Source organism: Lacicoccus alkaliphilus DSM 16010 (assembly GCF_900142805.1).
Lineage (GTDB): Bacteria > Bacillota > Bacilli > Staphylococcales > Salinicoccaceae > Lacicoccus > Lacicoccus alkaliphilus.
In genome coordinates this window covers 26,250-51,681 of record NZ_FRCF01000007.1, presented here as the reverse complement: position 1 = coordinate 51,681, position 25,432 = coordinate 26,250, and the positions used below count along the sequence as shown (strand labels likewise).

At 46.9% G+C, this 25,432-nt stretch carries 27 protein-coding genes; 3 read left to right on the top strand and 24 right to left on the bottom strand.

The genetic code is table 11. The annotated features are described in order from the left end of the window. Nucleotides 1-35: 35 nt before the first annotated feature. The 14 genes from BUA12_RS08760 to BUA12_RS08700 all read right to left on the bottom strand — a co-directional run bounded on the left by BUA12_RS08760 (nucleotide 36) and on the right by BUA12_RS08700 (nucleotide 13,474). Nucleotides 36-962 (bottom strand): prenyltransferase, encoded by a 927-nt coding sequence (locus BUA12_RS08760; protein WP_245772791.1) that lies wholly within the window; start codon nucleotides 960-962, stop codon nucleotides 36-38. Nucleotides 963-1,141: 179 nt separating this feature from the next. After that, the gene (locus BUA12_RS08755; protein ID WP_072710222.1) at nucleotides 1,142-1,903 is read right to left on the bottom strand and encodes a LamB/YcsF family protein; all 762 of its coding nucleotides are present in this window, start codon (nucleotides 1,901-1,903) and stop codon (nucleotides 1,142-1,144) included. Between the two features lie 20 nt (nucleotides 1,904-1,923). Beyond that, nucleotides 1,924-3,264 carry an acetyl-CoA carboxylase biotin carboxylase subunit gene (locus tag BUA12_RS08750; RefSeq protein WP_245772790.1) on the bottom strand — a complete coding sequence of 447 codons (1,341 nt, stop codon included), beginning with the start codon at nucleotides 3,262-3,264 and terminating at the stop codon, nucleotides 1,924-1,926. A 27-nt stretch (nucleotides 3,265-3,291) separates the two neighbouring features. Further along, the gene (locus BUA12_RS08745; protein ID WP_072710220.1) at nucleotides 3,292-3,540 is read right to left on the bottom strand and encodes an acetyl-CoA carboxylase; all 249 of its coding nucleotides are present in this window, start codon (nucleotides 3,538-3,540) and stop codon (nucleotides 3,292-3,294) included. 21 nt (nucleotides 3,541-3,561) lie between these two features. After that, entirely contained in the window at nucleotides 3,562-4,533 is a 972-nt protein-coding gene (locus BUA12_RS08740; protein ID WP_072710219.1) for a 5-oxoprolinase subunit C family protein, read from the bottom strand. Continuing rightward, nucleotides 4,530-5,399, bottom strand: a complete 870-nt coding sequence (locus BUA12_RS08735) for a 5-oxoprolinase subunit B family protein (RefSeq protein WP_072710218.1) — start codon at nucleotides 5,397-5,399, stop codon at nucleotides 4,530-4,532. The genes BUA12_RS08740 and BUA12_RS08735 overlap by 4 nt, the downstream gene beginning before the upstream one ends. Before the next feature lie 157 nt (nucleotides 5,400-5,556). Continuing rightward, the gene (locus BUA12_RS08730; protein ID WP_072710217.1) at nucleotides 5,557-6,177 is read right to left on the bottom strand and encodes a nucleotidyltransferase family protein; all 621 of its coding nucleotides are present in this window, start codon (nucleotides 6,175-6,177) and stop codon (nucleotides 5,557-5,559) included. An 11-nt stretch (nucleotides 6,178-6,188) separates the two neighbouring features. After that, nucleotides 6,189-7,016 (bottom strand): XdhC family protein, encoded by an 828-nt coding sequence (locus BUA12_RS08725; protein WP_178138254.1) that lies wholly within the window; start codon nucleotides 7,014-7,016, stop codon nucleotides 6,189-6,191. Between the two features lie 25 nt (nucleotides 7,017-7,041). Continuing rightward, nucleotides 7,042-7,362, bottom strand: coding sequence for an XdhC family protein (locus BUA12_RS12880; protein WP_178138253.1), 321 nt, complete (start codon nucleotides 7,360-7,362; stop codon nucleotides 7,042-7,044). A gap of 64 nt (nucleotides 7,363-7,426) precedes the next feature. Beyond that, entirely contained in the window at nucleotides 7,427-8,284 is an 858-nt protein-coding gene (locus BUA12_RS08720) for an FAD binding domain-containing protein (RefSeq protein WP_072710216.1), read from the bottom strand. Then, nucleotides 8,281-10,629 (bottom strand): xanthine dehydrogenase family protein molybdopterin-binding subunit, encoded by a 2,349-nt coding sequence (locus BUA12_RS08715; RefSeq protein WP_072710215.1) that lies wholly within the window; start codon nucleotides 10,627-10,629, stop codon nucleotides 8,281-8,283. Before BUA12_RS08715 ends, BUA12_RS08720 begins: the two co-directional genes overlap by 4 nt. 3 nt (nucleotides 10,630-10,632) lie before the next feature. After that, nucleotides 10,633-11,136: a (2Fe-2S)-binding protein gene (locus BUA12_RS08710; protein WP_072710214.1), complete on the bottom strand. Its 504-nt coding sequence runs from the start codon at nucleotides 11,134-11,136 to the stop codon at nucleotides 10,633-10,635. Between the two features lie 43 nt (nucleotides 11,137-11,179). Beyond that, nucleotides 11,180-11,632: an SRPBCC family protein gene (locus tag BUA12_RS08705; RefSeq protein ID WP_072710277.1), complete on the bottom strand. Its 453-nt coding sequence runs from the start codon at nucleotides 11,630-11,632 to the stop codon at nucleotides 11,180-11,182. Nucleotides 11,633-12,085: 453 nt separating this feature from the next. Further along, entirely contained in the window at nucleotides 12,086-13,474 is a 1,389-nt protein-coding gene (locus tag BUA12_RS08700) for a purine-cytosine permease family protein (RefSeq protein WP_072710213.1), read from the bottom strand. A gap of 295 nt (nucleotides 13,475-13,769) precedes the next feature. Between BUA12_RS08700 and BUA12_RS08695 the strand changes: the two genes are divergently transcribed. Beyond that, on the top strand, nucleotides 13,770-14,540 hold the full coding sequence (locus BUA12_RS08695) for a coiled-coil domain-containing protein (protein ID WP_072710212.1): 771 nt from the start codon (nucleotides 13,770-13,772) through the stop codon (nucleotides 14,538-14,540). A 147-nt stretch (nucleotides 14,541-14,687) separates the two neighbouring features. Here the strand turns inward: BUA12_RS08695 and groL are convergent, their stop codons facing one another. Both groL and groES read right to left on the bottom strand, forming a co-directional pair. Next, nucleotides 14,688-16,319, bottom strand: a complete 1,632-nt coding sequence (gene groL / locus BUA12_RS08690) for a chaperonin GroEL (protein ID WP_072710211.1) — start codon at nucleotides 16,317-16,319, stop codon at nucleotides 14,688-14,690. 41 nt (nucleotides 16,320-16,360) lie between these two features. Then, complete coding sequence (groES, locus tag BUA12_RS08685; RefSeq protein WP_072710210.1) at nucleotides 16,361-16,645, bottom strand: co-chaperone GroES; 285 nt, start codon at nucleotides 16,643-16,645, stop codon at nucleotides 16,361-16,363. 173 nt (nucleotides 16,646-16,818) lie between these two features. Between groES and BUA12_RS08680 the strand changes: the two genes are divergently transcribed. Further along, nucleotides 16,819-17,613, top strand: coding sequence for a CPBP family intramembrane glutamic endopeptidase (locus BUA12_RS08680; protein WP_245772789.1), 795 nt, complete (start codon nucleotides 16,819-16,821; stop codon nucleotides 17,611-17,613). A 112-nt stretch (nucleotides 17,614-17,725) separates the two neighbouring features. Here the strand turns inward: BUA12_RS08680 and fdxA are convergent, their stop codons facing one another. The 7 genes from fdxA to BUA12_RS08645 all read right to left on the bottom strand — a co-directional run bounded on the left by fdxA (nucleotide 17,726) and on the right by BUA12_RS08645 (nucleotide 23,827). After that, the gene (gene fdxA / locus BUA12_RS08675; protein ID WP_072710209.1) at nucleotides 17,726-17,959 is read right to left on the bottom strand and encodes a 4Fe-4S ferredoxin; all 234 of its coding nucleotides are present in this window, start codon (nucleotides 17,957-17,959) and stop codon (nucleotides 17,726-17,728) included. A gap of 76 nt (nucleotides 17,960-18,035) precedes the next feature. Continuing rightward, nucleotides 18,036-19,052 (bottom strand): amidohydrolase family protein, encoded by a 1,017-nt coding sequence (locus tag BUA12_RS08670; RefSeq protein WP_072710208.1) that lies wholly within the window; start codon nucleotides 19,050-19,052, stop codon nucleotides 18,036-18,038. Nucleotides 19,053-19,119: 67 nt separating this feature from the next. Continuing rightward, on the bottom strand, nucleotides 19,120-20,130 hold the full coding sequence (locus BUA12_RS08665; protein WP_084670073.1) for a VOC family protein: 1,011 nt from the start codon (nucleotides 20,128-20,130) through the stop codon (nucleotides 19,120-19,122). A gap of 56 nt (nucleotides 20,131-20,186) precedes the next feature. Continuing rightward, the gene (locus BUA12_RS08660) at nucleotides 20,187-21,215 is read right to left on the bottom strand and encodes an NAD(P)/FAD-dependent oxidoreductase (protein WP_072710207.1); all 1,029 of its coding nucleotides are present in this window, start codon (nucleotides 21,213-21,215) and stop codon (nucleotides 20,187-20,189) included. Between the two features lie 35 nt (nucleotides 21,216-21,250). Then, nucleotides 21,251-21,739, bottom strand: a complete 489-nt coding sequence (locus BUA12_RS08655) for an aromatic-ring-hydroxylating dioxygenase subunit beta (RefSeq protein ID WP_072710206.1) — start codon at nucleotides 21,737-21,739, stop codon at nucleotides 21,251-21,253. Further along, nucleotides 21,736-23,013, bottom strand: a complete 1,278-nt coding sequence (locus BUA12_RS08650; protein WP_072710205.1) for an aromatic ring-hydroxylating oxygenase subunit alpha — start codon at nucleotides 23,011-23,013, stop codon at nucleotides 21,736-21,738. Before BUA12_RS08650 ends, BUA12_RS08655 begins: the two co-directional genes overlap by 4 nt. Nucleotides 23,014-23,041: 28 nt before the next feature. Further along, on the bottom strand, nucleotides 23,042-23,827 hold the full coding sequence (locus BUA12_RS08645; RefSeq protein WP_084670071.1) for an SDR family NAD(P)-dependent oxidoreductase: 786 nt from the start codon (nucleotides 23,825-23,827) through the stop codon (nucleotides 23,042-23,044). Nucleotides 23,828-24,286: 459 nt separating this feature from the next. On the opposite strand from BUA12_RS08645, the gene BUA12_RS08640 reads away from it, so the two are divergent. Then, on the top strand, nucleotides 24,287-25,177 hold the full coding sequence (locus BUA12_RS08640) for a LysR family transcriptional regulator (RefSeq protein ID WP_072710204.1): 891 nt from the start codon (nucleotides 24,287-24,289) through the stop codon (nucleotides 25,175-25,177). A 55-nt stretch (nucleotides 25,178-25,232) separates the two neighbouring features. Here the strand turns inward: BUA12_RS08640 and BUA12_RS08635 are convergent, their stop codons facing one another. After that, a complete protein-coding gene (locus BUA12_RS08635) occupies nucleotides 25,233-25,424 on the bottom strand; it encodes a 4-oxalocrotonate tautomerase (protein WP_072710203.1) in 192 nt (63 codons plus the stop codon). Nucleotides 25,425-25,432: the final 8 nt, after the last annotated feature.

Genomic DNA, 25,432 nt, shown 5'->3' with positions numbered 1-25,432 from the left:
CCCCGCGCTTTAGTTTCGTCAAGCACCAACTGGATTTAAATGAGGAAACCCAGCATGAGGGCAGTCAGAGCAGCAAGGATCAACATCTTTTTTTCAGTTTCAGTCACTGCTTCTACATCACTCTTATCCGTGTCAAACAACATCAGTATGGTGACGATGATGAGAATGAGGGTGAGCAGCCCTGCAAGCGGACGCATGGATGTCATTATGACGGCGAGCACCCCGATGATGACGAGATACAGGACGGCCGGCCAGTGGGCCGCACGCCTGCCCCATCTGTTGGCGTAATACAGTACCGTCGTGTTTTTGACGGGCCTTGCCTTCTGATCGGCATCCATATCCGGGATATGATGGACCATGACCCAGGCCATGCACCAGATTGCATTGATCGAAGCGTTGAACCACGCCCAGACCGGGATTGAATCCAGCATGATCCATGGGGCGGCAAGCCCTAAAGCGAGCATCGACGGGAAAAGGCTCAGCCACTCGCCGAGCAGCGGCTTATAAGCGAAACTGAACGGTCGCATCGAGTAGGAATACGCCCCCCACATTCCGAGTATGGTGAGTATGCCGAGCACGGTGTAGCCGAATATGAAGAACAGCACTGCCGCCACGGCCATGATGGCAGCGAGTATGACGCCGAAAAACTTCAATTGGGCATAAGTGAAGACTTTATCCTGAATCACCCTGCTCCCCCCGGAAAGCATGCCCGGACTGTGGGCGTCAGTGCCTGACTTGAAGTCGGCAAGGTCGTTGATGATGTGTGTGAGCAGACCGTGCGTCAGAAAAGAACCGAGCAACAGAATGCCTATAAGTATGAAGATGTTGATATTATTTAACTCCGGATAGAATAAAATGAGCGGAATGGATGTTGAGAGTATCGTTACAAAACTTGAGAAGGCGACAGCCAGTATACGCGACAGCATGCCGAACCCTTTTAAAAACTGCGTTTTCTCCTGCACTTGTCTTTAACCCCTTTGCATTCAAATGAAAAACATGACTTTTGGAATATTAAGTCTTTAAGTGAGTATAACAAAAAAAGGACAGGATGACGCGTGATCATCATTATATTTCCACCTTTATACCGGACAGAAAAAAGAACACGTGACCGTGTTCTTCTCCTTAGTCAAACTTATACACTTCAAATCAGCTGCTTCACGGGAACAACTTCCACCCCGGCCTGATTGAGTGCGGAAACTACGGATTTCGCCAGCTTCGGCGCATCCGGATTGTCACCGTGTATGCAGATCGTCTCCACTTCTATTGAAGCATCCTGATCATCATAAGTGACGACCTTCTGCTCTTTGACCATACGCACGACACGTTCCGCCATCCGATCAAAATCATCGAGATTGCCGCTTTTACGGGTGAGCACGAGGCTGCCATCAGCGGTATGTTCACGATCGGCATACCCTTCTTTAGCCACCGGGATACCCATCTTTACCGCTTCATCCAGCATCACCGAATTATTCACCGCGAAGATGATGGTATTCTTATCAATCTCTTCGATCGCTTCAAGAATCGCCCTTGCCACTTCACGGTCTTCCATGGCCTGCATGTACATCGCCCCATGGGGCTTGCAGTGCTGTATGCCGACATCATTTGCCCTGGCGAATTCCCTCAGGGCGCCCATTTGGTAAGTGATGAAGTCCTTCATTTCTGAAGCTGTGCAGTCCATACGCCTCCGGCCGAATCCGACCAGGTCCGGGAGGCCGGGATGTGCACCGATTGCCACACCATATTTCTTTGCGAGCGCCACGGTTTCCCGCATCACATGCGGATCTCCGCTATGGAAGCCGCAGGCGATATTGGCGGATGTGATATATTTCATCATTTCCTCATCATTGCCTTGGACATGCAGGCCAAAGCTTTCACCCATATCACAATTAAGATCTATCTTCATTCAATCCACCACCTAGAAAATTATTTGTTGAACTCATCCAAAAAGTTTGTAGTGTATTGTCCGGATGTGAACTGGTCCGCAGTCATGATGTCTTTCAATAATGGAAGGTTAGTAATGATGCCTTCAACCTCCAATTTCTCCAAAGCTTTCTTCATCTTGTCGATCGCTTCTTCACGGCCTTCACCATGGATGATGATCTTACCTATCATTGCGTCATAAAAAGGTGTGACTTTGGAGCCTTCAACCACACCGAAGTCGTACCTGCCAAGATCTTCCGCAAGACGCAGCTTAGTAATCGTGCCCGGTGATGGAAAATAAGTCTTCGGGTCTTCTGCATACAATCTCGCTTCGATTGCATGGCCGGACTGCACAACTTCCTCCTGAGTCAGGGGCAGCGTTTCACCGGCGGCGATCCTGATCTGCCACTCAACCAGGTCGAGTCCGGTGATTTCCTCGGTGACAGGGTGCTCGACCTGCAAACGCGTATTCATTTCAAGGAAATAAAAATCTCCAGATTGATCAAAGATGAATTCCATCGTGCCGAGATTCTTGTACCCGAGATGTTCGACACCTTTGACTGCCGCTTCAAGAAGCTTCTTCCTGACTTCATCGCTCAGGAACGGTGAAGGTGATTCCTCGATCACTTTCTGATGGCGCCTCTGGACGGAACACTCCCGCTCAAACAAATGGATCACGTTGCCTTTTGAATCTGCTGCGATCTGCACTTCAATATGGCGCGGTTCATATATCCACTGCTCCAAAAACAATTTATCATCCGAAAAGAAGTTTTCAGCCTGCTTCTTAGTCGTTTTGAAAGCCGCCGTGAGTTCTTCTTTGTCATGCACCTTCTTCATCCCTATTCCGCCACCGCCTGCGCTGGCTTTGAGCATCAATGGAAATTCCAGCTCTCCGGCGACCTCCAAGGCGTCTTCCAGGGAGTCCAGGTTCTTGTCCGAGCCCGGTACGACCGGTATCCCGGCTGCTTTCATCATTTGCCGGGATTTGAGCTTGCTGCCCATGATCTCCATTACATCTTTGCCGGGTCCGATGAATGTTATTCCTGCATCTTCACAGAGCTCTACAAATATCGAGCTTTCAGATAAGAATCCGTAGCCCGGATGAATGGCGTCCACGTTCAGCTCTTTTGCTGTGCTGATGATTTTATCTATGTTCAGATAGCTTTTTTTTGCCTGCGCTTCCCCCACACAGACTGCTTCTTTCGCTTCCTTGACAAACGGCGCGTCAACATCCGCCTCAGAGTAGACTGCCACCGTATTTATCCCCATGAGATGACATGTCCTGATGATCCTCAATGCGATTTCACCGCGGTTTGCTATTAATATTTTATTGAATAATGCCAACATTTCCACCCCATGAACTTAATGCGTCTATTTTTGATTGATCACTGCAATTTCCTGGCCTGCTTCAAGCATACCTTCGTCTTCAACTTTGAATGCATCGATCACACCGGAAGCTTCCGCCTTCAATTCGTGGAAGCTTTTCATGACTTCCACCAATCCGATGATGTCGCCTTCTTTGACTTCATCCCCTTCATTGACGTATACATCTTCGTCCGGGGACGGCCTGCGGTAAAAAACACCTGGTATCGGCGCCATGACTTTTATACTGTTGCTCATCATCATTTCCTCCTTGATTGCTTACGCTAATTGTTTTCTGATTTCATCCAATTTATCTTTCATTTCTTTTCTGGCCTTCAACGACTCTTCAATATCAACGGCGACAAACTTCACTTTTTCTCCGGATTTCACCTGGGCCATCCTATCGAGGTCCGTACTGATGATCGTTGCCACAGTGACATAACCACCGCCTGTAACAGCGTCGTTCAACAGTGCAATCGGCTCGATGCCCCCCGGAATCTGAATTGAACCGATCGGGTAACCCTGGTCCGTCACATTGGAAGGGTCACTCCCTGCGCCAAATGGCTGCTCCCTTTCCACAAAATCCATCTTTGCACCTTTGAAACGGTAACCGACACGGTTGGCGTCCGGTGTCACCTGCCACTCCGTACTGAGGAATTCATCCTTGCTCTCTTCAGTCAGACGGTAACTGCAGAGTCCCATGACAACCCTGATATCATGTTCTTTTGAGTATTTCGGAATCAAATCCTCATCGATCTTCCTACCTGCCTTGACGTTCACATTTTTGTCGGAGGCAATCTTCAATTCGTCATCTTCTTTCAGGGCACGCCCTTCCAGCCCTCCGATGCCAATCAATGTATAAGTCGAACGCGAGCCCATAATCTCAGGCACGTCGATACCGCCCTGAACAGCCAAATAGGCCCGTGCACCACTTTTGACGAAGTCAAACGATAAAACGTCTCCGGCTTTGACAGATAACGTTTCCCACATACCTGCCGGCTCATCATTGATTTTCGGAGGGATTTCCCCGCCTGTGATGGCGATGAGCGTGTCCGCTTCAAATTTCAACTTTGGACCCATGTAGGTTATTTCAAGACCTGCCGCATCTTCATCATTCCCTACGAGCAGGTTGGATACTTTCAGCGCATAAGTGTCCATGGCTCCGGAAGGGGGCATGCCCACTTCATAGTGGCCGATCCTTCCCAAATCCTGGACGGTTGTCTGGAGTCCCGGTTGAATCACTTTGATCATTTGTACAACCTCCTAATCACATCTTCTGAAAAAGCGTCGGGGTCTTCCAGAACATCCTGAGGTTTATATGAAAAGTCTTTGATTAAATATTCAAATTGTCCTGCTTCGACCTTTTCCCTGATTTCATCATATTCTTCGCGGGTGATGCTCCTGTATCTGAAGATGTCTCCCTGTCTCGGGAACGTGATTTCATCTTTGAAGTCCTTATTCTTCTGTTCATTTTCAAAAATAGGTGCAGCAGCGGTACCGAATAACTGATATCCGCCCGCCCCTTCGACTGGATAGATCACAGCAAAAGCGCCTCCGAACCCGAAAGCCCGCTCAGGTGTGAAAGTACGGGGCCGGACATATTTCGGCACCTCGATCTGCCGGTCCTGCGGCACCATCTGATAGCACCATGGCAATCCGGGCACGAAACCGATCATTGAGACCAGGTAAGGTGCATCCGTCATCGCCTTGATCAATTCCTCTTTGGAATCATAGCCGTTGATCCTTGCTGCATAGTCCAAATCGGTACTTTCAGGATCCTGATGATTATCCCGGAACCTCATCAGTACTTCATGAGTCCACGGATCATCAAAGAATATCGGTACATCGACGATCCTGGACTGTATCGTCATCTCTTTCCAGGAGACTTCTTCCTCCAGCTGTTTCAATAACTCTATAAGCTCATCCGGATGGATGTCTTCCGGCATAAACCGGATCATGTATGAAGCATTGCCCGGACAGATGTCCACAATTCCGGTCAGATCCCGCTTCCTCAATTCCTCCGTGATCGCCTTGGCCTTGAAATTGGCCTGCAAAGTCATTTCCTCCGACAGCTCAACGAAAATGAATTCATCTCCACCATACTCGTATCGGGTCATGTTGCCCCACCTCTCCTTTAAAAATCAATCCCCGTTAAAACGCTTACAAATCCTTTAAGTAATCAAGTGCTTTTTATAATACCAAACCTCATTCAAAATTATCAGTATTCTGACAATATAAAAAGTACCACATTAATTTTTTTTAGGTACCAGATTTTCACGTCCGTACTTTTTCTTCTGCAATCTTATAGTCTTCTGGAGTATCGATATCAAAATTCACTCCATCATCGCCGGTTTCAATCAATTGCATGACGGCAAAGAGATGTGCCATTGATTTGAAACCGGCGTCACCATCGAGCTGTTCCACCAGCTGCTCACTGATATTGCCGATGAACACCGGATGACCGACTTGACCAAGATGCACCGGGCGGACGATGAATGGCTGCGTTTGGGTTCTGCAAAGCGCCATGCCTGAGAACTTCACCATCTCCACTGTTTCTTTTTGGATGAATGGCAGGTCTCCAAGCATGACCATTGCATGGCGGTAATCATCCTTCGAATGCATCAATGCTTTTTTGAGGGATGTGCCCTGGCCGAAACCATAGTGTTCATTGACGAGCCAATGATGCCTTTCCTCAGTGATGTCAATTTTAGATTTGATCTTCGCCGCTTCATGGCCGACAACAGTGTAGACCTCCGTAAACTCATTGTCCAGGGCTTGCCGGATGGCATGTTCAAGCAGCGGTTTTCCATCCAGCGGCAACAATTGTTTCAACTCTCCCATCCTGCTGGATGTCCCTCCCGCAAGTATCACGGCACAAATCTTTTCCGCATCCATCTGCGTCACCTTCAATTCCTGACAGGTATTCCGTTTTGGGATGGATACTTGTGTATACTGTGCTTATCATGCAGGAACCCGCCCCTGTGGCCTTTACTCAAAGCAATGATTTCTGAGAGGATGCTGATTGCGATTTCTTCAGATGACTCCGCGCCTATATCCAACCCGATCGGATTGTGCATCCTGGAAAGTTCAGCCACCGAGAAAGATACACCTTCTTCATGTAGCTGTGCCATCATCTTTTCCCTTCTTGACCGGGGCCCCAGGACACCGACGTAAGGCGCACCCGACCGTAAGGCAAATGCCAGGCTTTTGCTGTCTTTTTCCATGTGATGATTCATCACGATGACAAATGTGTTCTTAGTGATCGTGACATGTTTCCGATAATGATCAGGCTGGACGATGATGCGCTCTGTTCCGGGAAAGTTGTCTTCACAATTGAATGCTTCCCGGGCATCCACCACAGTCGTGTCGAAACCGAGTGAGACACTGTACTTCGCCACAGGCACTGCATCGTGTCCCGCCCCGAAAATCATCACATGGACCGGCGGATGATGTATATCTATGAACACGCTTGCCACGCCCCCCTCTTTCAGAGCAATCTTGACAGTCTCGCCTTTGGCATTCTTATTTCCAAGCTTCTCCGCAATTCTGGACCTGATTCCTTCCGTTAGCGCAGGGTCCTCAATGGTGTTTACCGACGCACCATCCTCATTTAAAAATACACGGGCCGGTTCAAAGCTTTGTGCATCCTCCCCGTGCAGCACTGTGGCCAGTCCGCACGCTTCATTTCGTTGTATTGATTCCAACCAGGAGTCATATGCTGTATCGTTATGCATTGCTTCTCCTCCCCACTTCATGAATTTAACTTACCCTCTCGATGTAAACCATCACCTTCCCGGGACATCCAAGTCCGAGCCCCCATACATAATCTTCATCGAGATCATAAAATTTTGTGAATGGTTTACCTGATTTGATGACGGCTTTCGCTTCTTCCGCAACATCAGATTCCAGGCAGCCGCCGGAAATCAATCCTATATTCCTCTCCGTCTCGTCCACGAACATCTTCGCACCTTCCCGGCGGTAACTCGACCCGATCACTTTTATGACGGTCGCAACTGCCGCTCTCTTCCCGGATTCTTTTGCTTCAGCAATTGCCTCATAAACTTTCAGGTTTTCTTTCAATAAAATCACCCCCGTCTCTTTAATGGTGATCCGCCCCCTTAGAAGGCCCACAGTTTGTCCATCATCATTTCAACACTTCATGCAATGCGCGTCTGACGTACACATTTGTGATATGTGCCCTGTATTCGGGTGAAGCGAATAAGTCGGACCCCATCTCGGCACCTTCAGTGGCCAGTGCAGCCGCTTCCTCGATCAGTGCCTTGCTTGGTTTTTTGCCCATCAGATGCTCTTCGACAGGTCGCGCACGATATGACACATCGCTGACCCCTGTAATTCCAATTCTGATGTAATCGATTGCACCGCCACTGTCTGTACCTGCGATTGCCGCTACCCCGACCAGGGGGTAACCTGTCGCCGGATGGGTGTACTTCAAGTATGTTTGGGCCACGTGTTCCGGAGGGATTTCAAAACTCACTTCCGTCACTAGCGCATTTTCCGGCATCATCGTGATCAATGGTCCGAGGGCAAACCCATCCACAGGCATCATCTCGGTGCCATCTTCACCCTCCACCTTCAGTTCTGCATCCAACGCCAGTGCAATTGCCGGATAATCCGCAACGGGGTCACCATGAACGATGTTGCCGCCTATCGTGCCATAGTTGCGCACCTGGAGGTCTCCCGTTTCACTTGCCGTTTTAGCCAGTGAGGGGATATTTTCAATGATTGTTTCATTTCTGGAAATTTCAAAATGCGTCTTCAACGCCCCTACAATCAGGCGGCCGTCTTCAACACGTACCTCTTTCAGCCCCGGGATACGGGTGATGTCCACTAGCGTCCCCGGGGTGGTGATACGGAATTTCAACAGCGGTACCAGGCTGTGCCCGCCTGCCAGAATCTTCCCTTCGCCGTTCGCCTCCTGCAACATTGATATCGCTTCTTCAATAGACTGCGCACTGACATATTTAAATTGAGAAGGTATCATGATTTTGCCCCTCCTTTCTGAATCGCCTTCCAAACTTTTTCAGGCTTCAACGGTAACTCTATACTTATGACACCAAGGGGTGCCAATGCATCCATCACTGCATTTGCCGCAGCTGCAATTGAACCTGTCGTTCCTGATTCCGCAACACCCTTCGTACCCAGCTGGTTTACAGGGGAGAGCGTTTCAGTGAATTCCATTTCAATTTTCGGGAAAAAGTTTGCTTTGGGCATGGTATAATCCATGAATGATCCTGATTGCAACTGACCTTTTTCATCATATTGCACACCTTCCCATAAGGCCTGGCCGACCCCCTGCGCGATGCCTCCGAGTATCTGACCTTCAGCTACCGTGGGGTTGACGATCTTCCCTGAATCGTCCACCGCGATATAACGCAGTATTTTAATTCCACCCGTTTCAACATCCACTTCCACCACGGCGATATGGGTCCCGAAAGGATATGTGAAGTTGGATGGGTCGAAGAATGTCTTCTCCTCCAAACCAGGTTCCATGCCTTCCGGCATATTCCACGCGAAGTTCGCAGCTTTCGCAATTTCCTTGAATGTTTTCCGTCTTCCCGCCTCTCCTCTGACCGAGTAGATACCTTCTGAAAAATCAATACTTTCCACATCGGCTTCAAGAAGATGTGCTGCGAGCAAACGCCCTTTTTCCACGACTTTGTCAGTAGCCAGTGCTACTGCGTTACCGCCTACTGCCAGGGATCTGGATCCATATGTCCCCCACCCCATCGACACTGCGCGTGTATCGTTGAATACAAAATTGATATCTTCGTAAGGGATGCCCAGTTTATCTTTAACAATCTGACTGAACGTCGTATCATGCCCCTGCCCATGCGGAGAGGTCCCTGTATAGACCGTCACTGTCCCTCCCGGATGGACACGGACCGTGGAATTCTCCCATATGCCGCCCTGGAAACCTATCCCGCCGGCGACGGCTGAAGGACCGAACCCGGACAGCTCGACATAAGATGAGAGGCCGATTCCAATATACCGGCCCTGCGCCCTTAATTCTTTTTGCTTCTCCCGCAGCTCCTGATAGCCGGCATTTTCGACAGCCTTATCCAAAGCTTTGACGTAATCCCCGCTGTCATAAATCAGACCCTGGGCATTGGTGAAGGGAAATTCTTCTTTGGACGCGAAATTGATCCGCCTGACTTCGACTGGATCCATATTGATCTTCCTCGCAAAATCTTCGACCGCCCTCTCGAGCATGAATGTCACTTCAGGCTTACCTGCGCCCCTGTATGAGTCGACAGACATCGTATTTGTATACATGCCGTATGTGGTGCACTGGGCTTTCTCTATTTTATATGGACCTGATAACATCAGACCAAAATCAATCGTTGGGTTGCCCGGTCCGAAGGTTGCAAGGTAGGCGCCTATATTTGCATGGTTAACAGCACGTAATGCCGTGATTTTCCCATCTTTTGTACCCGCAAGTTCCAAATCGACCATCATATCACGGCCGGCATTTGCAGACTGGAAATGCTCATTCCTCGTTTCCACCCATTTTACAGGCCTCTTCAAATCCATCGCTGCATAGGAGACGAGCGCTTCATCGGGATATACCCCTATTTTGCCGCCGAAGCCGCCGCCCATGTCTGCAACTTTCACATGGAACTTATGTTCCGGAAAATTCAGGACTTCCGATAACACCATTCTATGGATATGCGGGTTCTGTGAGCCGACATAAAGCTTAAGATCTCCACTCCCCGGGTTATACTGGGCCAACGAGTTCCTCGTCTCCATCGGGCTCGGTGCAACCCTCTGCGTGTTATAAGTGCCTTTTATGAGCACTTCGGCATTTTCGAGATCTTCATCGGTGACTTCCCCGGCCACATATTTGAATGCCACGTTATCAGGCACCTCTTCATAAATTTGATGTGCGCCCTCTTTACGCGCCTCTTTCTGATTGGCGACAGAGGGGAGCACTTCGTACTCCACTTCGATCATTTCCACAGCATCTCTCGCTGTATACTTGCTTTCAGCAATCACCATCGCCACACCATCACCCACATAGCGGGCAGTGTCAATCGCGAGAGGATACTGTTTCGTTTCAATCAGATTCATGCCCGGTACTTTCCATGATGTCGGGACCGGATTTATTTTCCCTTCGAGATCCTTTCCTGTATAGACTGCAACTACGCCCGGGTGGGCCAGCGCCTTCTCTTTATCAATACTGACTATTTTCGCATGCGGATGTGGACTGCGTAAGATGCTGGCATGCAGCAGTCCTGGAATCTTAATGTCATCCAGATACACGCCGTTGCCTGTAATCAACTTGGGATCTTCTTTCCTTTTGATTCTTTGACCGACCATCTTTTCCATGGATCAGACCTCCCCTTTGACTGCATTATCTTCATTCATCATTTTTGCAGCACTTCTGACGGCATTGACGATAAACTCATAACCGGTGCATCGGCATATGATGCCGTCCAGGCCTTCCCTGATTTCTTCATCTGTTGGATCTGGATTCTGAGTGAGGAAATCGATGCTCGCCATCATTGCCCCCGGCGTACAATAACCGCACTGAAGACCGTGCTCGTCCCAGAAAGCCTGCTGGATCGGATGCAGTTTTTCGGTTGTGCCGATCCCTTCCACCGTAATGACATCAGATCCATCTGCACGCACTGCCAGCAGTGTGCACGACTTCGTCGATCTGCCGTTGACCAGTATCGTACAATTCCCGCACTGGCTCGTATCACAGCCAATATGGGAGCCTGTGACATTCAGTACATCCCGGATGAAATGGACGAGTAACATCCTCGGTTCCACATCGGCACTTCTTTTCTCCCCGTTAAGCGTAATGGTCACATTGACTAATTCATTATTCATGGACACACCCCTAAAATTTTAATGAATAAACTTTAAATCCGTCTTACTGACCTGCTGCCTGTTTCGCCTGTTTTTCGATATCTTTGAAAAACTGACCGAGCACAACTTTTGCCACGCCGCCGACCATCCGCTGACCGACCGTGGCCATGAGTCCGGTTGATCCGACTTCCGCAATGCACGATAATTCAGTGCCTTCATCCGCCTCATCCAGAATCATGTTGGCATCCGCTTCAATTTCCCCCGGCTTCCCTTTGGCTTTAACCAGTAACCTGTAAGAATCCGGCTCCTTTTTATCGACCTGCTGCACATCTGCAGTGAACTCACCTTGAATGGCACCCATGTTGATCTTCATTACTGCCTTATATTCTTCATCTCCGACTTCTTCAAAAGTTTCGCAGTTCGGCAGTGCCGCCTGGAGCGCCTCGGGATCCTGAATGACATCCCACACCTCCTGTTTCGACAAATCCTTGAATGTATACTTATGTTTGATTTCCAATTCCATGCCCCTTTCTTTGTTGTACTCTCACGAATACGGCTCCTACAATGATAAAGCGCTTTCATTAAAAGCGAGGATTATGCTATTCCAGCTATGTTGATTCCTCCTTCATACACATACAATGTAATGATATACAGAATGTGTATTTCCCTTTAAACTATGCACAATTTTCAAAAAACTATGAAGTACCAGATTAAAATTTTTTTAGGTACCAGTTTCTAAAAAGAAGGACCCAAATAAAGAAGCCGGACCTCATATTGAAGTCCGGCTTCCCTTTGTTTCCTTCACCTCTATAAACTACTGATCAACACCTTTGATTTCCAATCATGATATGAATAAATAGATTAGGTATCGTAATAGGAATGCAAAAGCACATATGATGGTCATTTCATATCGATGTCAAATCATGTTCCTGTCACAATAAAAGTTACAGATGAAAGAATTTATATTGATTCAGGCAATATGGTCCTTTTGCGGTATGTCATGAGTCTCATTCCTGATATAGAAGTGGCCCTTTGTTGCGAGCGCCACTGCGACTGTAAGTATTGCCGCGAGAACTGATGCAAAGAATGCTGCAGTGCTCTCCAGGAACTCGCCCATGAAGCCGAGTGCAGCAATCGTTCCGAGAAGGCTCGAAACGACCAGTGCAGTGACCCCGACCGGGTTCCACCTGAAGAGGTTGGACTGCCTGGCTTCATAATAACCGGGGCCGATCCTGAGCAGCTTTTTCACAACCAGCGCATCGGTCACCAGAATCGATGCCCACGCCAGGAGGAAGACCCCCTGGAAGGTCAGTGCCGTATCAAGATGGTCGACGATGCCGCCGAGCATCAATACGATCGCCACCACGCCGCTCGCGACCACCCAGAAGCGGCGGCCCGGTTTGAATTTCACAACGTTTTCAAAGAAGTTCGAGAGTGACAGCGAACTGCTGTATATATTCGTCACATTGATCCTGAGCTGGGTGATCAGTGTGAACAATGCTCCGCCGAGGGCCAGTAAATGGACGATATAGACGCCCGGATTGGGTTCATTCAATAACACACCGAACCAGATGCCGAGTCCGCCCATGACCCCGTAGCAGAAGATCTGGGGGATGAAGCCGATCGCCACCGTCGCTTTAATGTCCTTCGGCTTTAAGAATCTGGCGTAATCCGAAGGAATCAGCGCAGTCAGCCCCATGATGCCGTGGTGGATTCCGATGCATAACAGCAGCGCCGTGCCGCCCACCTGAACACCTTCTGGCATATAAGTAAAGACGTTCCCACTGTAGGCAGGAGTCACAAAAAATGCCATGACGATTGCAGCCGCCAGAAAGACGAAAAATAAAGGCAGGGACCATTTCTGCAGCTTATCCAGCTGCTTGATCCCAAACCAGTTAAGCGGTATCACCACTGTCCCAAAAATCAGGATGTATACCCACATCGGGATGGAAGGGAAAAATGCGTGGAGTGCATAGACCAATATCATGCCTTCAAAAGCACAGTACATAATAAAGTTCGATGCATAAATAAGTGATGTGAGTGATGCACCAATATAGCCGAACCCGCCGCCTCTGGAAAGCAGGTTGACATTCAAACCACTTTTAGCAGATAAGTATGAAATATATGTACTAAGAATTCCTGCCACAACAATGGCATACAACGAGGAAATGATTGCATTTACCGCCCCGAACTGCAGTGCCATGACACTTCCAAGCTGAAAGTAGAATATTGCTGTCGCAATTCCAAATGTGATATTTGTTATACTCAGCCAGCTCATATTTCTTTTACTTCTCGGGACCCTCGATAAAGAATAATCGTCGCCTTGTCCCGGCTCTTCTATAAGATCTGTTGAATTGATGTAAATCTACTCCCTGTTATAATAATTTCTATTTTAATGACCTCATTATATGTGAGTGGATTCACAGCTCCTTAACGACACGTTTTCAACTATAGCAATAAGCCCGGAATTAATCAAACTGAATTGTGAAATATTCACAATGACTGCCATGAACAAGTAAAGCCAGCTCCCTATGGCACATAAAAGTTCATCCTGGATTTTTCATATCCATTTAAGTAATTATTTACCAGGTAATATAGTACAATGGAAGTTACACACTATATACATTTTAAGCATTACAAAGGAGATGATGGTATTGAAGAGATACCTTTTGACAGGCGGCGTGGCAGCCGTTATGCTGCTGGGGGCCTGCGGTGATGGAGAAACTGAAGAACCTGCAACAGTTGAAGACGAAAGTCCTGAAACCACGGAAGATGAGACAGCAACCGATCACTCGGAAGAGGTGGAAGAGTTAAGAGCAGAAAATGAGTCATTGCAGGAAAGAGTTGCGGAGTTGGAGGAAGAGAACGACGCGCTCACGGAAATAGTTGAGAGCACAGAGGAAGAACCTGAAAAAGAGGTTGAAGAAGAGGAGATCACCGAAGAATCAACCTCCACAGGAGAAGGCACACGTTCCAATCCCCTGCAGATCGGCGACACTGCTCAATTGGAAGCAAGAATCAATGGAGATGATTTTGACGAAAGATTTGAAGCATCGGTTGACCTGACCGTCAATGAAATAATCATAGGAGAGGAAGCATACAATATGCTGGTGGAAGAAAATCCATACAATGATCCAGCTCCTGAAGGCTATCAATGGGCGCTTATCCATGCGACCTCAGAACTTGTAGAATCTGAGACGGAGGACTATGCCTATTATGTCATGGATAGGTTCGAAATCGTCGAAGAAGACGGTTCATCAGCCCCGCGTGAAAGTGCAGTCACACCTGATTCTTATGGGGGAGATCATATTTATTCAGGGGGAACGAGCTCAGGCTACGTTTCGGCTTTAGTGCCGGCAGAAGGTGCTTTCCTGATCAAATACGATGCCTACCCTGACAGCGATGTATTTTTTGAAGTGGATTAAACCTGCCTTAGAGACCCCCGCTCCCGTCACTTCAAGTGCAACACTATCAGATTGTATATTTTAATCATATTTTATTAAAAATAAAAACTTCCATATGGTCATGTGACCATATGGAAGTTTTTCGATCATCATCGTTTGTGATTGTGATTACATCATGCCCGGCATTCCGCCGCCCATGCCGCCGCCCATATCAGGGCCGCCGCCATTCTCATCAGGGATGTCTGCCACCACTGCTTCAGTCGTCAGGAACATTGAAGCGACTGAGCCTGCGTTCTGCAACGCTGAACGTGTCACTTTCGTCGGATCGACGATTCCCGCTTCGACCATGTTCACCCACTCGTCTGTTGCAGCGTTGAAGCCGTAGCCCACTTCCTGGGATTTCAGTTTCTCGACGATCACTGAAGCTTCAAGGCCGGCGTTTTCAACAATTTGGCGCAATGGTGCTTCGAGTGCTTTCAACACGATGTTGATACCTGTCTGAACGTCACCGGATGCTTCCAGTTCAGCCACTTTTTCATGTACTGCAACCAGTGCCGTACCACCGCCGGATACGATACCTTCTTCGACTGCCGCACGTGTGGAGTTCAGTGCATCTTCGATGCGCAGTTTGCGCTCTTTCATTTCAGTTTCAGTCGCAGCACCGACTTTGATCACTGCAACACCGCCTGAAAGCTTGGCGAGTCTTTCCTGAAGCTTCTCTTTATCAAAGCTTGAAGTCGTCTCTTCAATCTGGGATCTGATCTGTCCGATACGTGCTTCAATGTTGTTCGTTTCGCCTGCACCTTCGACGATTGTCGTATCATCTTTCGATACGCTGACTCTTGAAGCATTACCAAGCATGTCGATCGTCGTATCCTTCAATTCAAGCCCGAGGTCTTCCGTGACGACCTGCCCGCCTGTGAGCACCGCGATATCTTCAAGCATCGCTTTACGGCGGTCACCGAAACCTGGCGCTTTTACAGCGATTGCCGTGAATGTGCCGCGCAGTTTATTGAGGACGATATTCGCCATCGCGTCGCCTTCCACATCATCTGCGATGATCAGGATCGGACGTGACTGTTGAACGACCTGTTCCAGTAATGGCAGTATATCCTGGAAATTTGAAATCTTCTTATCCGTGATGAGGATATAAGGATTTTCGAGGTCTGCGACCATCTTCTCTGAATCCGTCACCATGTAAGGTGAAGTGTAACCACGGTCGAACTGCATACCTTCGACAACTTCAAGTTCAGTTTTGAATCCGCGTGATTCCTCTATTGTGATGACACCGTCTTTACCCACTTTTTCCATGGCTTCGGAGATGTATTCACCTACGACAGGATCATCTGCAGAAATCGCACCTACTTGTGAGATGGACTCTTTATCCTGTACAGGGCGGGAAATGTTTTTAAGTTCCTCCACTGCCGCTTCGACAGCCTTATTGATGCCTGTACGGATGCCTACAGGGTTCGCACCGCTCGTGACGTTCTTCAGGCCTTCCTGGATCATGGCCTGGGCAAGTACTGTAGCTGTCGTCGTACCGTCACCGGCAATTTCGTTCGTCTGATTTGCCACTTCGGCAACCAGCTTCGCACCCATGTTTTCATAAGGATCTTCCAGTTCGATTTCTTTGGCGATCGTCACACCGTCATTTGTGATCAAAGGGGATGTGAACTGTTTATCCAAAACAACATTACGACCTTTCGGTCCCAAAGTCACTTTTACTGCATTTGCAAGTTTATCCACACCGTCCAGCATCGACTGACGTGCGTCTTCTGAAAATTTGATTTCCTTTGCCATTATTCTGCCTCCTAATGATTTGAGTTTTAATATTTTATCTTTTACTCAACGATTGCTAGAATTTCATTATCAGTTAAAATTAAATAATCCCTGTCTTCATGTTTCAATTCAGTACCGGCGAATTTTGAATAGACGACTTTGTCACCGACATTCACTTCCACTTCCACACGCGTACCGTTATCTAAAATTTTTCCTGTCCCGACGGCAACCACAGTACCTTCCTGGGGCTTCTCTTTTGCCGAGTCTGTTAAGATGATACCGCTTTTCGTTGTTTCCTCTTCTTGAGTCAAATCAATGATTACACGATTTCCTAAAGGTTTTAACACTTAAATGTCCTCCTTATATCATCATTCTATTTATAATTTTAGCACTCTCATGGATATAGTGCTAACAATTAATATGATAATCAAAGAAGGTCAAAAATGCAAGTGATTTCTATCACTTTAAGTTAAGATATATTTCATGTAAACTAATCCTATTGTCATTTGGAGGTAATCCCTTGAAAAATTTGTTCAGAAAACGTCAATTCAACAGTGCTTTGATATTACTTATATTCATCGGCGTACAGCTCGCAGTCCTCCCCGTCGGAATCATCATGGGGCTGACCGCTCCCGAGATGTCTCCTGATGAACTGCTCACTTCGATCATTCCATACCAGTTTGCAGCATTCCTCATCGGGACCGTGCTGGTCATACTTCTCGGAGGCATGCACCACAATAAAAATGCCATCGAACGGGGTCAGCAGGCGGACATCCCGGTGACCATCGTATGGACCATCGGCGGTGTGGTGCTCGCATATGCTTCCCAGGTGATTGCAGGCCTTGTCAATGTCTATGTATTCGGGAACCCGCTGGAAAGCCAGAATACGAATGAAATCATGGGCATGATAGAAACCATGCCACTGATGATTCTGATCGTGGTGATACTCGGACCGATCATTGAAGAATATGTTTTCAGACGGGCGATATTCGCCGAAGTTTACACATTGTTCCCGATGCATAATAAATGGTATAAGGTGCTTGGTTTCTTAGTGGCGGGGCTCGTCAGCGGCCTGATATTCGCAGTCGCACACCTTGACTTCACCCATATCCTGATCTACCTTGCAATGAGTTATACCTTCAGTTTCCTCTATGTGATGAGCGGACGGCTCCTCGTCCCTGTTCTTGTCCATATGATCATGAATGGTCTTGTCGTCGGCCTGAATGTACTCCTCGGTGATTACATTGATGAACTGCAGCAGCTGGAAGAGACAATGGCGGTTGTCATTGCAGTGATCAGGCACATTCATCTTTAATTCAAGCATATAAAAAAGACTGGAGTGATCCAGTCTTTTTTCGTTGTTAAAATCCACGTCCGGCACCCCCGCCGCCGTCATATATTCCAGTCAGTCCGATTCCCGATTTCACCTAATCGAAAAAGCTTTCGGCCTTTTCCAGAAATACTTCCTGAGCCGGTTCCAGGTCATTTTCCTCCACGATTGCATTCACCGGACAGGCAGCGACACATGCGCCGCAATCAATGCATGAGTCCGGGTTGATGAAAAATTGGTCTTCCCCCGCTTCTATGCAATCCACAGGGCAGATACTTACACATTCACCTGATTTTTCCGCGATACACGGTTGAGTTATAACATATGCCATGTTTATCCTCCTCCTATTAATGGATCTCTTTCGATACTATTTACCTATTCATCATTCCATTCATTGTTTATTCGACTTATAAAAATTGTTCGATGTCCAGATTTAAAAACTCCAATGCATTGAGGCCGTGAATCTGCCTCTTTTCTGTATCGTTCAATATGGACAACCGATCCACGACTTTTCCGGACGGCGCCTCACGTAAAAGAAATGGATAATCTGAACCGGCTATGATCTGCTCAACACCGAATCGGTCAATCATGAATTGCAGGTTGTTTTCGTCATATACCAATGAATCATAATAAAGGAGTTTCGCATAATGGCTTGGCGGCTTCTCCGTCTTTCTGATTTGCGGCCAGACCTCCCACCCCTTATCCATTCTCGGCAGCAGATATGGCAGGGATCCGCCTCCATGGGCGAAACATATTTTCAGATCAGTATATGTGTCCAGCATTCCACTCATGATGATGCTTCCGGCTGCCAATGCGGTTTCCGAAGGCATGCCCACCATGTACATGAAGTTATGGCGGGGAAGTCTTTCTCTTCCAAGCGTTTCCCATGGATGAACAAACAAGGGCACTTGTTGTTCGTTCGCAGCTTCAAAAAATGGCTCCAGAGATTCATCATCCAGATTATTACCGTTCACATTACTTCCTATTTGAAGACCTTTCAGCCCCAGTTCATCCACTGCCCTTTCCATTTCTTTGATAGCCGCCGCGCTGTCCTGTAAAGGCACCGTGCCGAGCCCGATGAACCTTTTCGGGTGTTCCCTGACAAGCGAGGCGATGAAATCATTTTGGAACCTGGCCAGCTCCATTCCTGCCTCAGGGTCCGACCAATAGCTGAATGTCACCGGGATCGGTGATAACACCTGAATATCGATACCTTCTTCATCCATATCCTTCAATCTTGCTTCTGCATCCCAGGCATGGTTGGTCACTTCCCTGAATTTCTTGCCTTTGACCATGATGTTGGCGCCGCAGTCACATGTTTTTTCTAAGACGGGCCACCGGTCATCGCCGTATTTTTCTGCCAGGTTCAAAAAATCCTCTGATATGATATGCGTATGAAAATCGATTTTTAAATTTCTTTGCACAAATGAACTCTCCCAGCTTTTTCCTTATTTAAAGGGAAGAAGGACCGGTATATCAGTCTGTACCTGATCACTCTCCCAGTTTCGTTCCATATGTGAAATAGCTTTCCGGTGGCTTGCTGCCCCACATTTCCAGACCCAGCTCACCCAGCTCCGAATTCCATTCGATCGGTTTCCAGTCCGGCGCAAACATCAACAACCCGCCGGTCCATATTTCCACACGGTGTCCGGAAGGCTCAAAAACATAGATGAACTGTGCACCGCTCGTGCCGTGCTTTCCAGGACCCCATTCAATTTTGATGCCGTTTTCCGCCATGATATTTGCAGCGCGTACCAGTTCATCCGGAGAATCCAGATAATATGCCAGGTGATGGAACGAAGTGCCATCCTGATTCGAATTACGCATAAAGGCGATTTCATGCGCAATATTTGTTCTGCTCAACCAGGAACCCAGACGGACGTCCTCTTTATTTTGGACATAGTAGCGGTGATGGATGCCCAGCAGTTCCGTCCACCATCCCTGTTCTTCCTCAACATCATCAACCATGAGGTTGACATGGTCAAAACGACGCGGAGAGACACCTTTCATCTGGTACTTGCTTGGATGACTCGGTAATCTTGAAGCCACTGTCTCATCATCGGTTTCAAATTTATCCTTTTCCCAATACAATTCAACTGGTATACCGGTAGGAGACTTAAAATGGATTGCATCACCCAGGGCTCTTTTCTGTCCGCTTTCTATCCATTGGTGATCCACGTCCATCTTCTTCAGCTGATCTTCAAAAAGTTTCAGCGACTCTTCCGTACTCACTCTCCAGCCCATTCGGTTCACCTGTGATTCTTCCGATGATTTCAGCACAAGCGTATAATCATCAAAATCCTGCCATGCCCTCAAATAAGCACGGTCTTCTTCTTTCTTCGTCAATACGAGTCCCATCACCTCTGTAAAGAACTCCAATGATGCTTCAAACTTATCCACGCTGATTTCCACATGTCCGAGGTGGGCGACTGTCCTCAGATAATTATCCAGCCTCTCTTGTGCAGATGTTTCAATTTCCAATTCTTCTTTGACCTTTGACATTGTACTACCTCCTCATTTAATTGTTGCCTTAGTCCTTTGCTGCAAGGTATACCTTTCTATTTGGTCGCTACTTTCACTTTGTCTTCATTTTCTTTCCTGCTCATTATGGATGTGCTGTGGGCACCATGCAGGGAAGCGTTGGGATCCATATGAACGATTGCATTGCTTACGGCAATCGGTGCTTCTCCAAAGCCTGTGGCCATTAATTTGACTTTCCCTTCATAGGTCGATATATCTCCGATCGCATAGATGCCCGGAATATTCGTTTCAGCTTTCGAGTTCACCTGAATCGCACTGTTTATTATTTCAAGCCCCCAATTGTTAATGGGCCCCAAATTCGATATGAACCCGTAGTTGACGATGTAATCATCAGCCTGCAAGTCTACAAGCTGGTCTTCTTTTGTGTGTTTGATCGTGATGTTTTCGATCTTATTTTCTCCCTCTATTTCAACAGGAGCATACGGGGTCAGTATATTCACCGAAGATTCCTTAAGCAGCTTCACAGTATAGTCATGAGCTCTGAAGCGCGCTCTGCGATGGACGATGGAGACACTTGAAGCGATATCTTCCAACATCAAAGCCCAGTCCACGGCTGAATCTCCGCCTCCAAAAACGGCGACATTCCTATCTTTGAAATCATTCAGATTCTCTATGCTATAATGAAGATTCTTGCCTTTGAATTGATCTTCATTTTCCAATTTCATGGTCCTCGGTTTAAATGCGCCGTTGCCGGCGGTTATGATGATGGTTTTGGAATAATGGGTCTGTCTGTTTGTTTTTATCGTGAAAAGATCGTCTTCCTTCGTCACCTCGAGCACTTCTTCATCCAGGCAGATATCGTTATCGAACTGGCTCATTTGTTCTGTTAATCGATCGACCAGCTCGCCTCCTGTTATCTTTGGGAAACCAGCGACATCATAAACATATTTATCAGGGTACAGCGCTGAGAGCTGACCGCCCAATTGCGGTAAACTCTCAATGATTTTCACGCTTGCCTGACGCATGCCTGCATAAAAAGCCGTAAACAGACCTGCCGGACCTCCCCCTACGATGGTGATATCCGATATTTCTTTTTCATCGATCATTGCTTCGACCACCTTTCATCTCATGGTATGGGATTTTATAGGATCAAACTGATTTTTCCATGCGGTCTTAAACTGTCCAGATGCAGGACAACCTTTTTACTTTTAATCGCGAACCCGCCGTCCCGGCGGATGATCTCATAAAAGTGTTTTCCAATAAAGGTATCCATCACCTCTCTCTTCGTCCTGTGTATTGTAAAGTTGCACTCTGCAGTGATTACATCCGATTCCAGGTTGCTTACGAGGATATTATTATAGTTATGCACCGTGGTGGAATGCGGGTATTCAACATGCGCCTCTTTCTTCAACAGCCTCTCTGCACGCTCCTGCAGCCGTGAACGAGTATCATGCGCAAAAAATAAATATTCCTTTGGATCAGCATCCGGCTCACCGAGCGGAGGTATATCATATGTGCCGTCATCAGTGAACAATACAGCCCATTCCTTCAATCTCCACTCATCTAAAATTTTTGCCTCTGTATAAAGAAAATCAACGATTTCCTGACGGGTTATGGTGGTCACTGTCATTTTTGAACGACCTCCTTCTTCAGGGATTCCTGGATTTTCATGTTATATTGTCTCCAGAAATTCCTCATTTGAACTTCATCCGTTGCCATTGCATTTCCGGCACCTCTGACCATTCCTTTGGAAATATCATTCCACTCGACTTCTTCATTGTTGTTATATGCTTCCTGGCACAACTCCAATGCTTCATTGTCATCCGGTGTCGCAAAACCGCCCGGCCCTAAAAATTCCAGGAAGTTATCATTTCTCGCCATGCGGTGAGATCCTTTTTCCCCCTTGGGAGCCAATGAATACCCCAGCACTTCCATATAACCCGGGGATGTGGGATAGAACGTTCTTGCCGTCACTGCCATGATGTCGTTGATCACCAGGTTCGGGAAGATCAGAATGTTGCGGTTATAGTGTGTGATGCGTTCTGCACGTTCTGTGCCAAACCGTTCAGTAAGGTCTTCTTTCATTTGTTCCATATCTCTTTTCAGATCTTCATCCCAGATCGGGGTCCATTGTGCAACAGGTCTCCCCCAAGGTGCCACATATTCGATGACTGCATGGCCGTTATCCAGCTCGACACCTTCTCCTTCCAGCTTCACCTTCTTCAAATCGGGATCCTGATCTTGTTTGATATCAAAATACGTCTTATGTGTCGGCATGCCGTGGTATAAATCGACACTGTTTTCGGCCAGCAGCTTCCAATTGGCTCTTACGCTGTATTCCTGAACGCCGCCCAGCGCTTCCAGGCCATGTTCCGACTGATCCGCTACCAGGTCAATATATTCTTTCGCATTCCCTAAATACTCTTCTAGGGAAACCGCTTCCTGATCATAGTTTACAAAAACAAAGCCGCGATAGTTTTCAACCCGTTTAACCGCTTTCATATTTTTCGTGCCTTCATCATTGAACCCTTCAGGGAAGCCATCCATGCCCGGCATACCTACCAGCTCACCATCATTTTTAAAGCTCCACGCATGGTAGAAACAGCGGAAAACCCTTGAATTCCCTTCACTTTCCCTGGCTACCAAAGCGCCACGGTGTGGACAGGTATTGAACAGCGCCCGTATTTCCCCGTCGTGACTCCGGATGAACAATAGATTGCGTCCCCCCACCTTTTTACGTTTATAATCTCCAAGTTCCGGTATTTCTGTTTCATGACCGATGAATAACCAGCACTTATTAAAAATTTCAGCCCGTTCCCTTGCCAATATTTCTCTTTCCGTAAACACTTTCCTGTTAACGAGGAATTCACTGTCTTCTACATTATCCTGTATGATATTATCCATGTCATAACCTCCATTTATTCATGTTAATCTAAAGCATATTACTTCCACCGTTGACGCTGATGACCTGACCTGTAATGAAACGTGCGCCGTCTGTTGACAGATACCATACAGCATCTGCAACTTCTTCCATTGAGGCGGCTCTGCCTTTCGGAATGATGTCGATATATTTATCCGTCAGTCCCGCATCTCTTTCTTTGATCTTATCCAGCAGTTCACCTTCGACTGCAGGCGGCGCCACTGTATTCACCGTGATGTCCTGATCCGCAAACTCCCTGGCCAATCCTGTGGTCATCGCATGTACGCCGCCCTTTGCAGCATTGTAGGCTGCGTGATCCCAGAGACCGTTCCGCACCGAATCAGCACCGACATTTATGATCCGCCCGTATCCTGCCTCCACCATGTGGGGGAGGACTTTATAGCTCGACCAGATGGTGGTCCATAGATTTCTGTCGATCGTCGTCTTCAATGTATCGGGTGTCTGTTTGAGGAAAGGTAAGATGACACCCCCTCCTGCATTATTGACCAGGATGTCAATTTTGCCTGAGGCCTTTATTGTACGTTCAACCATGTCCTCAACATTCTCTTCGTCGGAAAGGTCTCCCGCATAATAACTTATCTTTGAATTTGTCAGCTCTTGCATTTCTTCCGCAGCTTTTTTCGTGCGTTCCTCGTCAGTGCCGCTCAGAACCACCTCGGCACCGGATTGAGCGAGCTTCAATGCTATTGAGTTGCCGATGCCTCTGGCCGATCCGGTGACAACCGCAACTTTCCCTTTTAATGATTCACTCATCAATTCATTTTCCAACTTAGGCATTCTCCCTCCAGTGATCGTTTGTAAGCACTTACAATTCTTTCTGAATGAAAATCCTCTTGCAGTGAATTAATTCAACAAAGAAGATTTTCTTTAATAAACCTGATTTATTGATACTTTTAATTATAAGAGTGACGCTCCACCCTTACAAATCAGATTTTTCTTTATTTTCTAATTATTTTAAAAGAATAGTCTATCGACTTAACCCCGTCATATTGCAAAAAAAGAAGGGATGTTCCAAATCTACCGAAAGTCTGGTCCTGAACCAAAAATTTCTTCGACGATAAAGCCTTTCATATCAGCAATTAATGTACATTATAAAACCGATGTAACAACTGGTTCGCATATACGGAACAGGATAGCTCGATTATTGCATGATTTGACAGAGTATCTCCTTTAACAATAGAATGATACTGTGTAAACGTTTTCCAAAACGATGACATACATCTCAGGGGGCACACTATGAACGAAATACAATTACAGACCTTCCTCACCATAGTTGAACATAAAAGCTATTCAAAAGCTGCAGAGGTCCTTAATGTGACGCAGCCAACCATTACATCCCGCATAAAAGCTTTGGAGGATATTTTGCAGTGTGAACTTTTTAAGAGAGTCGGACACGACATCTTCCTGACCAAAGAAGGTAATATGCTGATTGAATATGCAAATAAAATTTTAATCTATATTAAACACTCGAAAGAAATCCCGAATATACTCAAGTCTCCGGTTATAAAAGTCGGCTTTTCCCCGGGATATGACTATTCTTTCATCATCGAACTCCTAAAAACCGTTAAATCGATTGGAGGAATGGATATTAAAGTGACGGAAGGCCATGATTCGGTGAGTTTAAATGAAAATATCCTGTCCGGGGAGATGGATATTGTATTTACAAGAGAGGTGCTGGCGGACAGCCGCGAGGTGGTTTCGGAATATCTATTTGATAATAATCTCATACTCGTACTGCCGGCGGATCATCATCTCTGCAGTAAGCAATCCCTCAGCATTGAAGATTTAAATAACGAGACGATTATAAGCTTCAGAAGAAATTCCGTATTATGGCAGTTAATTGATAAAGAACTGATCGGAGCAAATAATTTAACACGTATTGATGTCGAAAATAATGAAATGCTTTTGAAGGCTGTCGCCAATGATTTGGGCATCGGCATCATACCTGAACTTGGGATTGATAAAAGACATGAACCCGGTATAGAGGTCCGGGAAATAAGCAACCTCTATAACCTTCAGAATAGTGTGTACGTTCAATACCGCAAAAATATTCAAATGGAGAACATTGCCAAAAAAATAATCTACTCGATTATTCAGCATAAATATTCAGTTTCTCATGCCGAGTGACTTCGGCTATAAACAAAAGAGCGGCAGGGGATCCCCTGCCGCTCTTCGTATTCATTCACCTTCCCAGTTTTTTTGCACTGGTCCCGCCGATGGCCCAATGAGTTTTCGGCACTTCCTCGACAGTCACCCGCACATTTTCTTTCGGTGCTTCAATTGACTCACTGACTGCATCTGTCACGCGCTTCATAAGTGCTTCCACTTTTTCTTCGGATCTGCCTTCCATTATTTTTATATTGATAAGTGGCAAACGTCTCT

What these genes read in the sequence shown, in the direction of transcription:
- BUA12_RS08745 (WP_072710220.1), bottom strand. Translation starts at nt 3,540, where the DNA reads ATGAGCAACAGTATAAAAGTCATGGCGCCGATACCAGGTGTTTTTTAC.
- BUA12_RS08640 (WP_072710204.1), top strand. Translation starts at nt 24,287, where the DNA reads ATGAACGAAATACAATTACAGACCTTCCTCACCATAGTTGAACATAAA.
- groL (WP_072710211.1), bottom strand. Translation starts at nt 16,319, where the DNA reads ATGGCAAAGGAAATCAAATTTTCAGAAGACGCACGTCAGTCGATGCTG.
- BUA12_RS08710 (WP_072710214.1), bottom strand. Translation starts at nt 11,136, where the DNA reads ATGAATAATGAATTAGTCAATGTGACCATTACGCTTAACGGGGAGAAA.
- fdxA (WP_072710209.1), bottom strand. Translation starts at nt 17,959, where the DNA reads ATGGCATATGTTATAACTCAACCGTGTATCGCGGAAAAATCAGGTGAA.
- BUA12_RS08645 (WP_084670071.1), bottom strand. Translation starts at nt 23,827, where the DNA reads ATGCCTAAGTTGGAAAATGAATTGATGAGTGAATCATTAAAAGGGAAA.
- BUA12_RS08650 (WP_072710205.1), bottom strand. Translation starts at nt 23,013, where the DNA reads ATGGATAATATCATACAGGATAATGTAGAAGACAGTGAATTCCTCGTT.
- BUA12_RS08725 (WP_178138254.1), bottom strand. Translation starts at nt 7,016, where the DNA reads ATGCATAACGATACAGCATATGACTCCTGGTTGGAATCAATACAACGA.
- BUA12_RS08655 (WP_072710206.1), bottom strand. Translation starts at nt 21,739, where the DNA reads ATGACAGTGACCACCATAACCCGTCAGGAAATCGTTGATTTTCTTTAT.
- BUA12_RS08730 (WP_072710217.1), bottom strand. Translation starts at nt 6,177, where the DNA reads ATGGATGCGGAAAAGATTTGTGCCGTGATACTTGCGGGAGGGACATCC.
- BUA12_RS08740 (WP_072710219.1), bottom strand. Translation starts at nt 4,533, where the DNA reads ATGATCAAAGTGATTCAACCGGGACTCCAGACAACCGTCCAGGATTTG.
- BUA12_RS08720 (WP_072710216.1), bottom strand. Translation starts at nt 8,284, where the DNA reads ATGATACCTTCTCAATTTAAATATGTCAGTGCGCAGTCTATTGAAGAA.
- BUA12_RS08715 (WP_072710215.1), bottom strand. Translation starts at nt 10,629, where the DNA reads ATGGAAAAGATGGTCGGTCAAAGAATCAAAAGGAAAGAAGATCCCAAG.
- BUA12_RS08735 (WP_072710218.1), bottom strand. Translation starts at nt 5,399, where the DNA reads ATGACCCGATACGAGTATGGTGGAGATGAATTCATTTTCGTTGAGCTG.
- BUA12_RS08755 (WP_072710222.1), bottom strand. Translation starts at nt 1,903, where the DNA reads ATGAAGATAGATCTTAATTGTGATATGGGTGAAAGCTTTGGCCTGCAT.
- BUA12_RS08665 (WP_084670073.1), bottom strand. Translation starts at nt 20,130, where the DNA reads ATGTCAAAGGTCAAAGAAGAATTGGAAATTGAAACATCTGCACAAGAG.
- BUA12_RS08660 (WP_072710207.1), bottom strand. Translation starts at nt 21,215, where the DNA reads ATGATCGATGAAAAAGAAATATCGGATATCACCATCGTAGGGGGAGGT.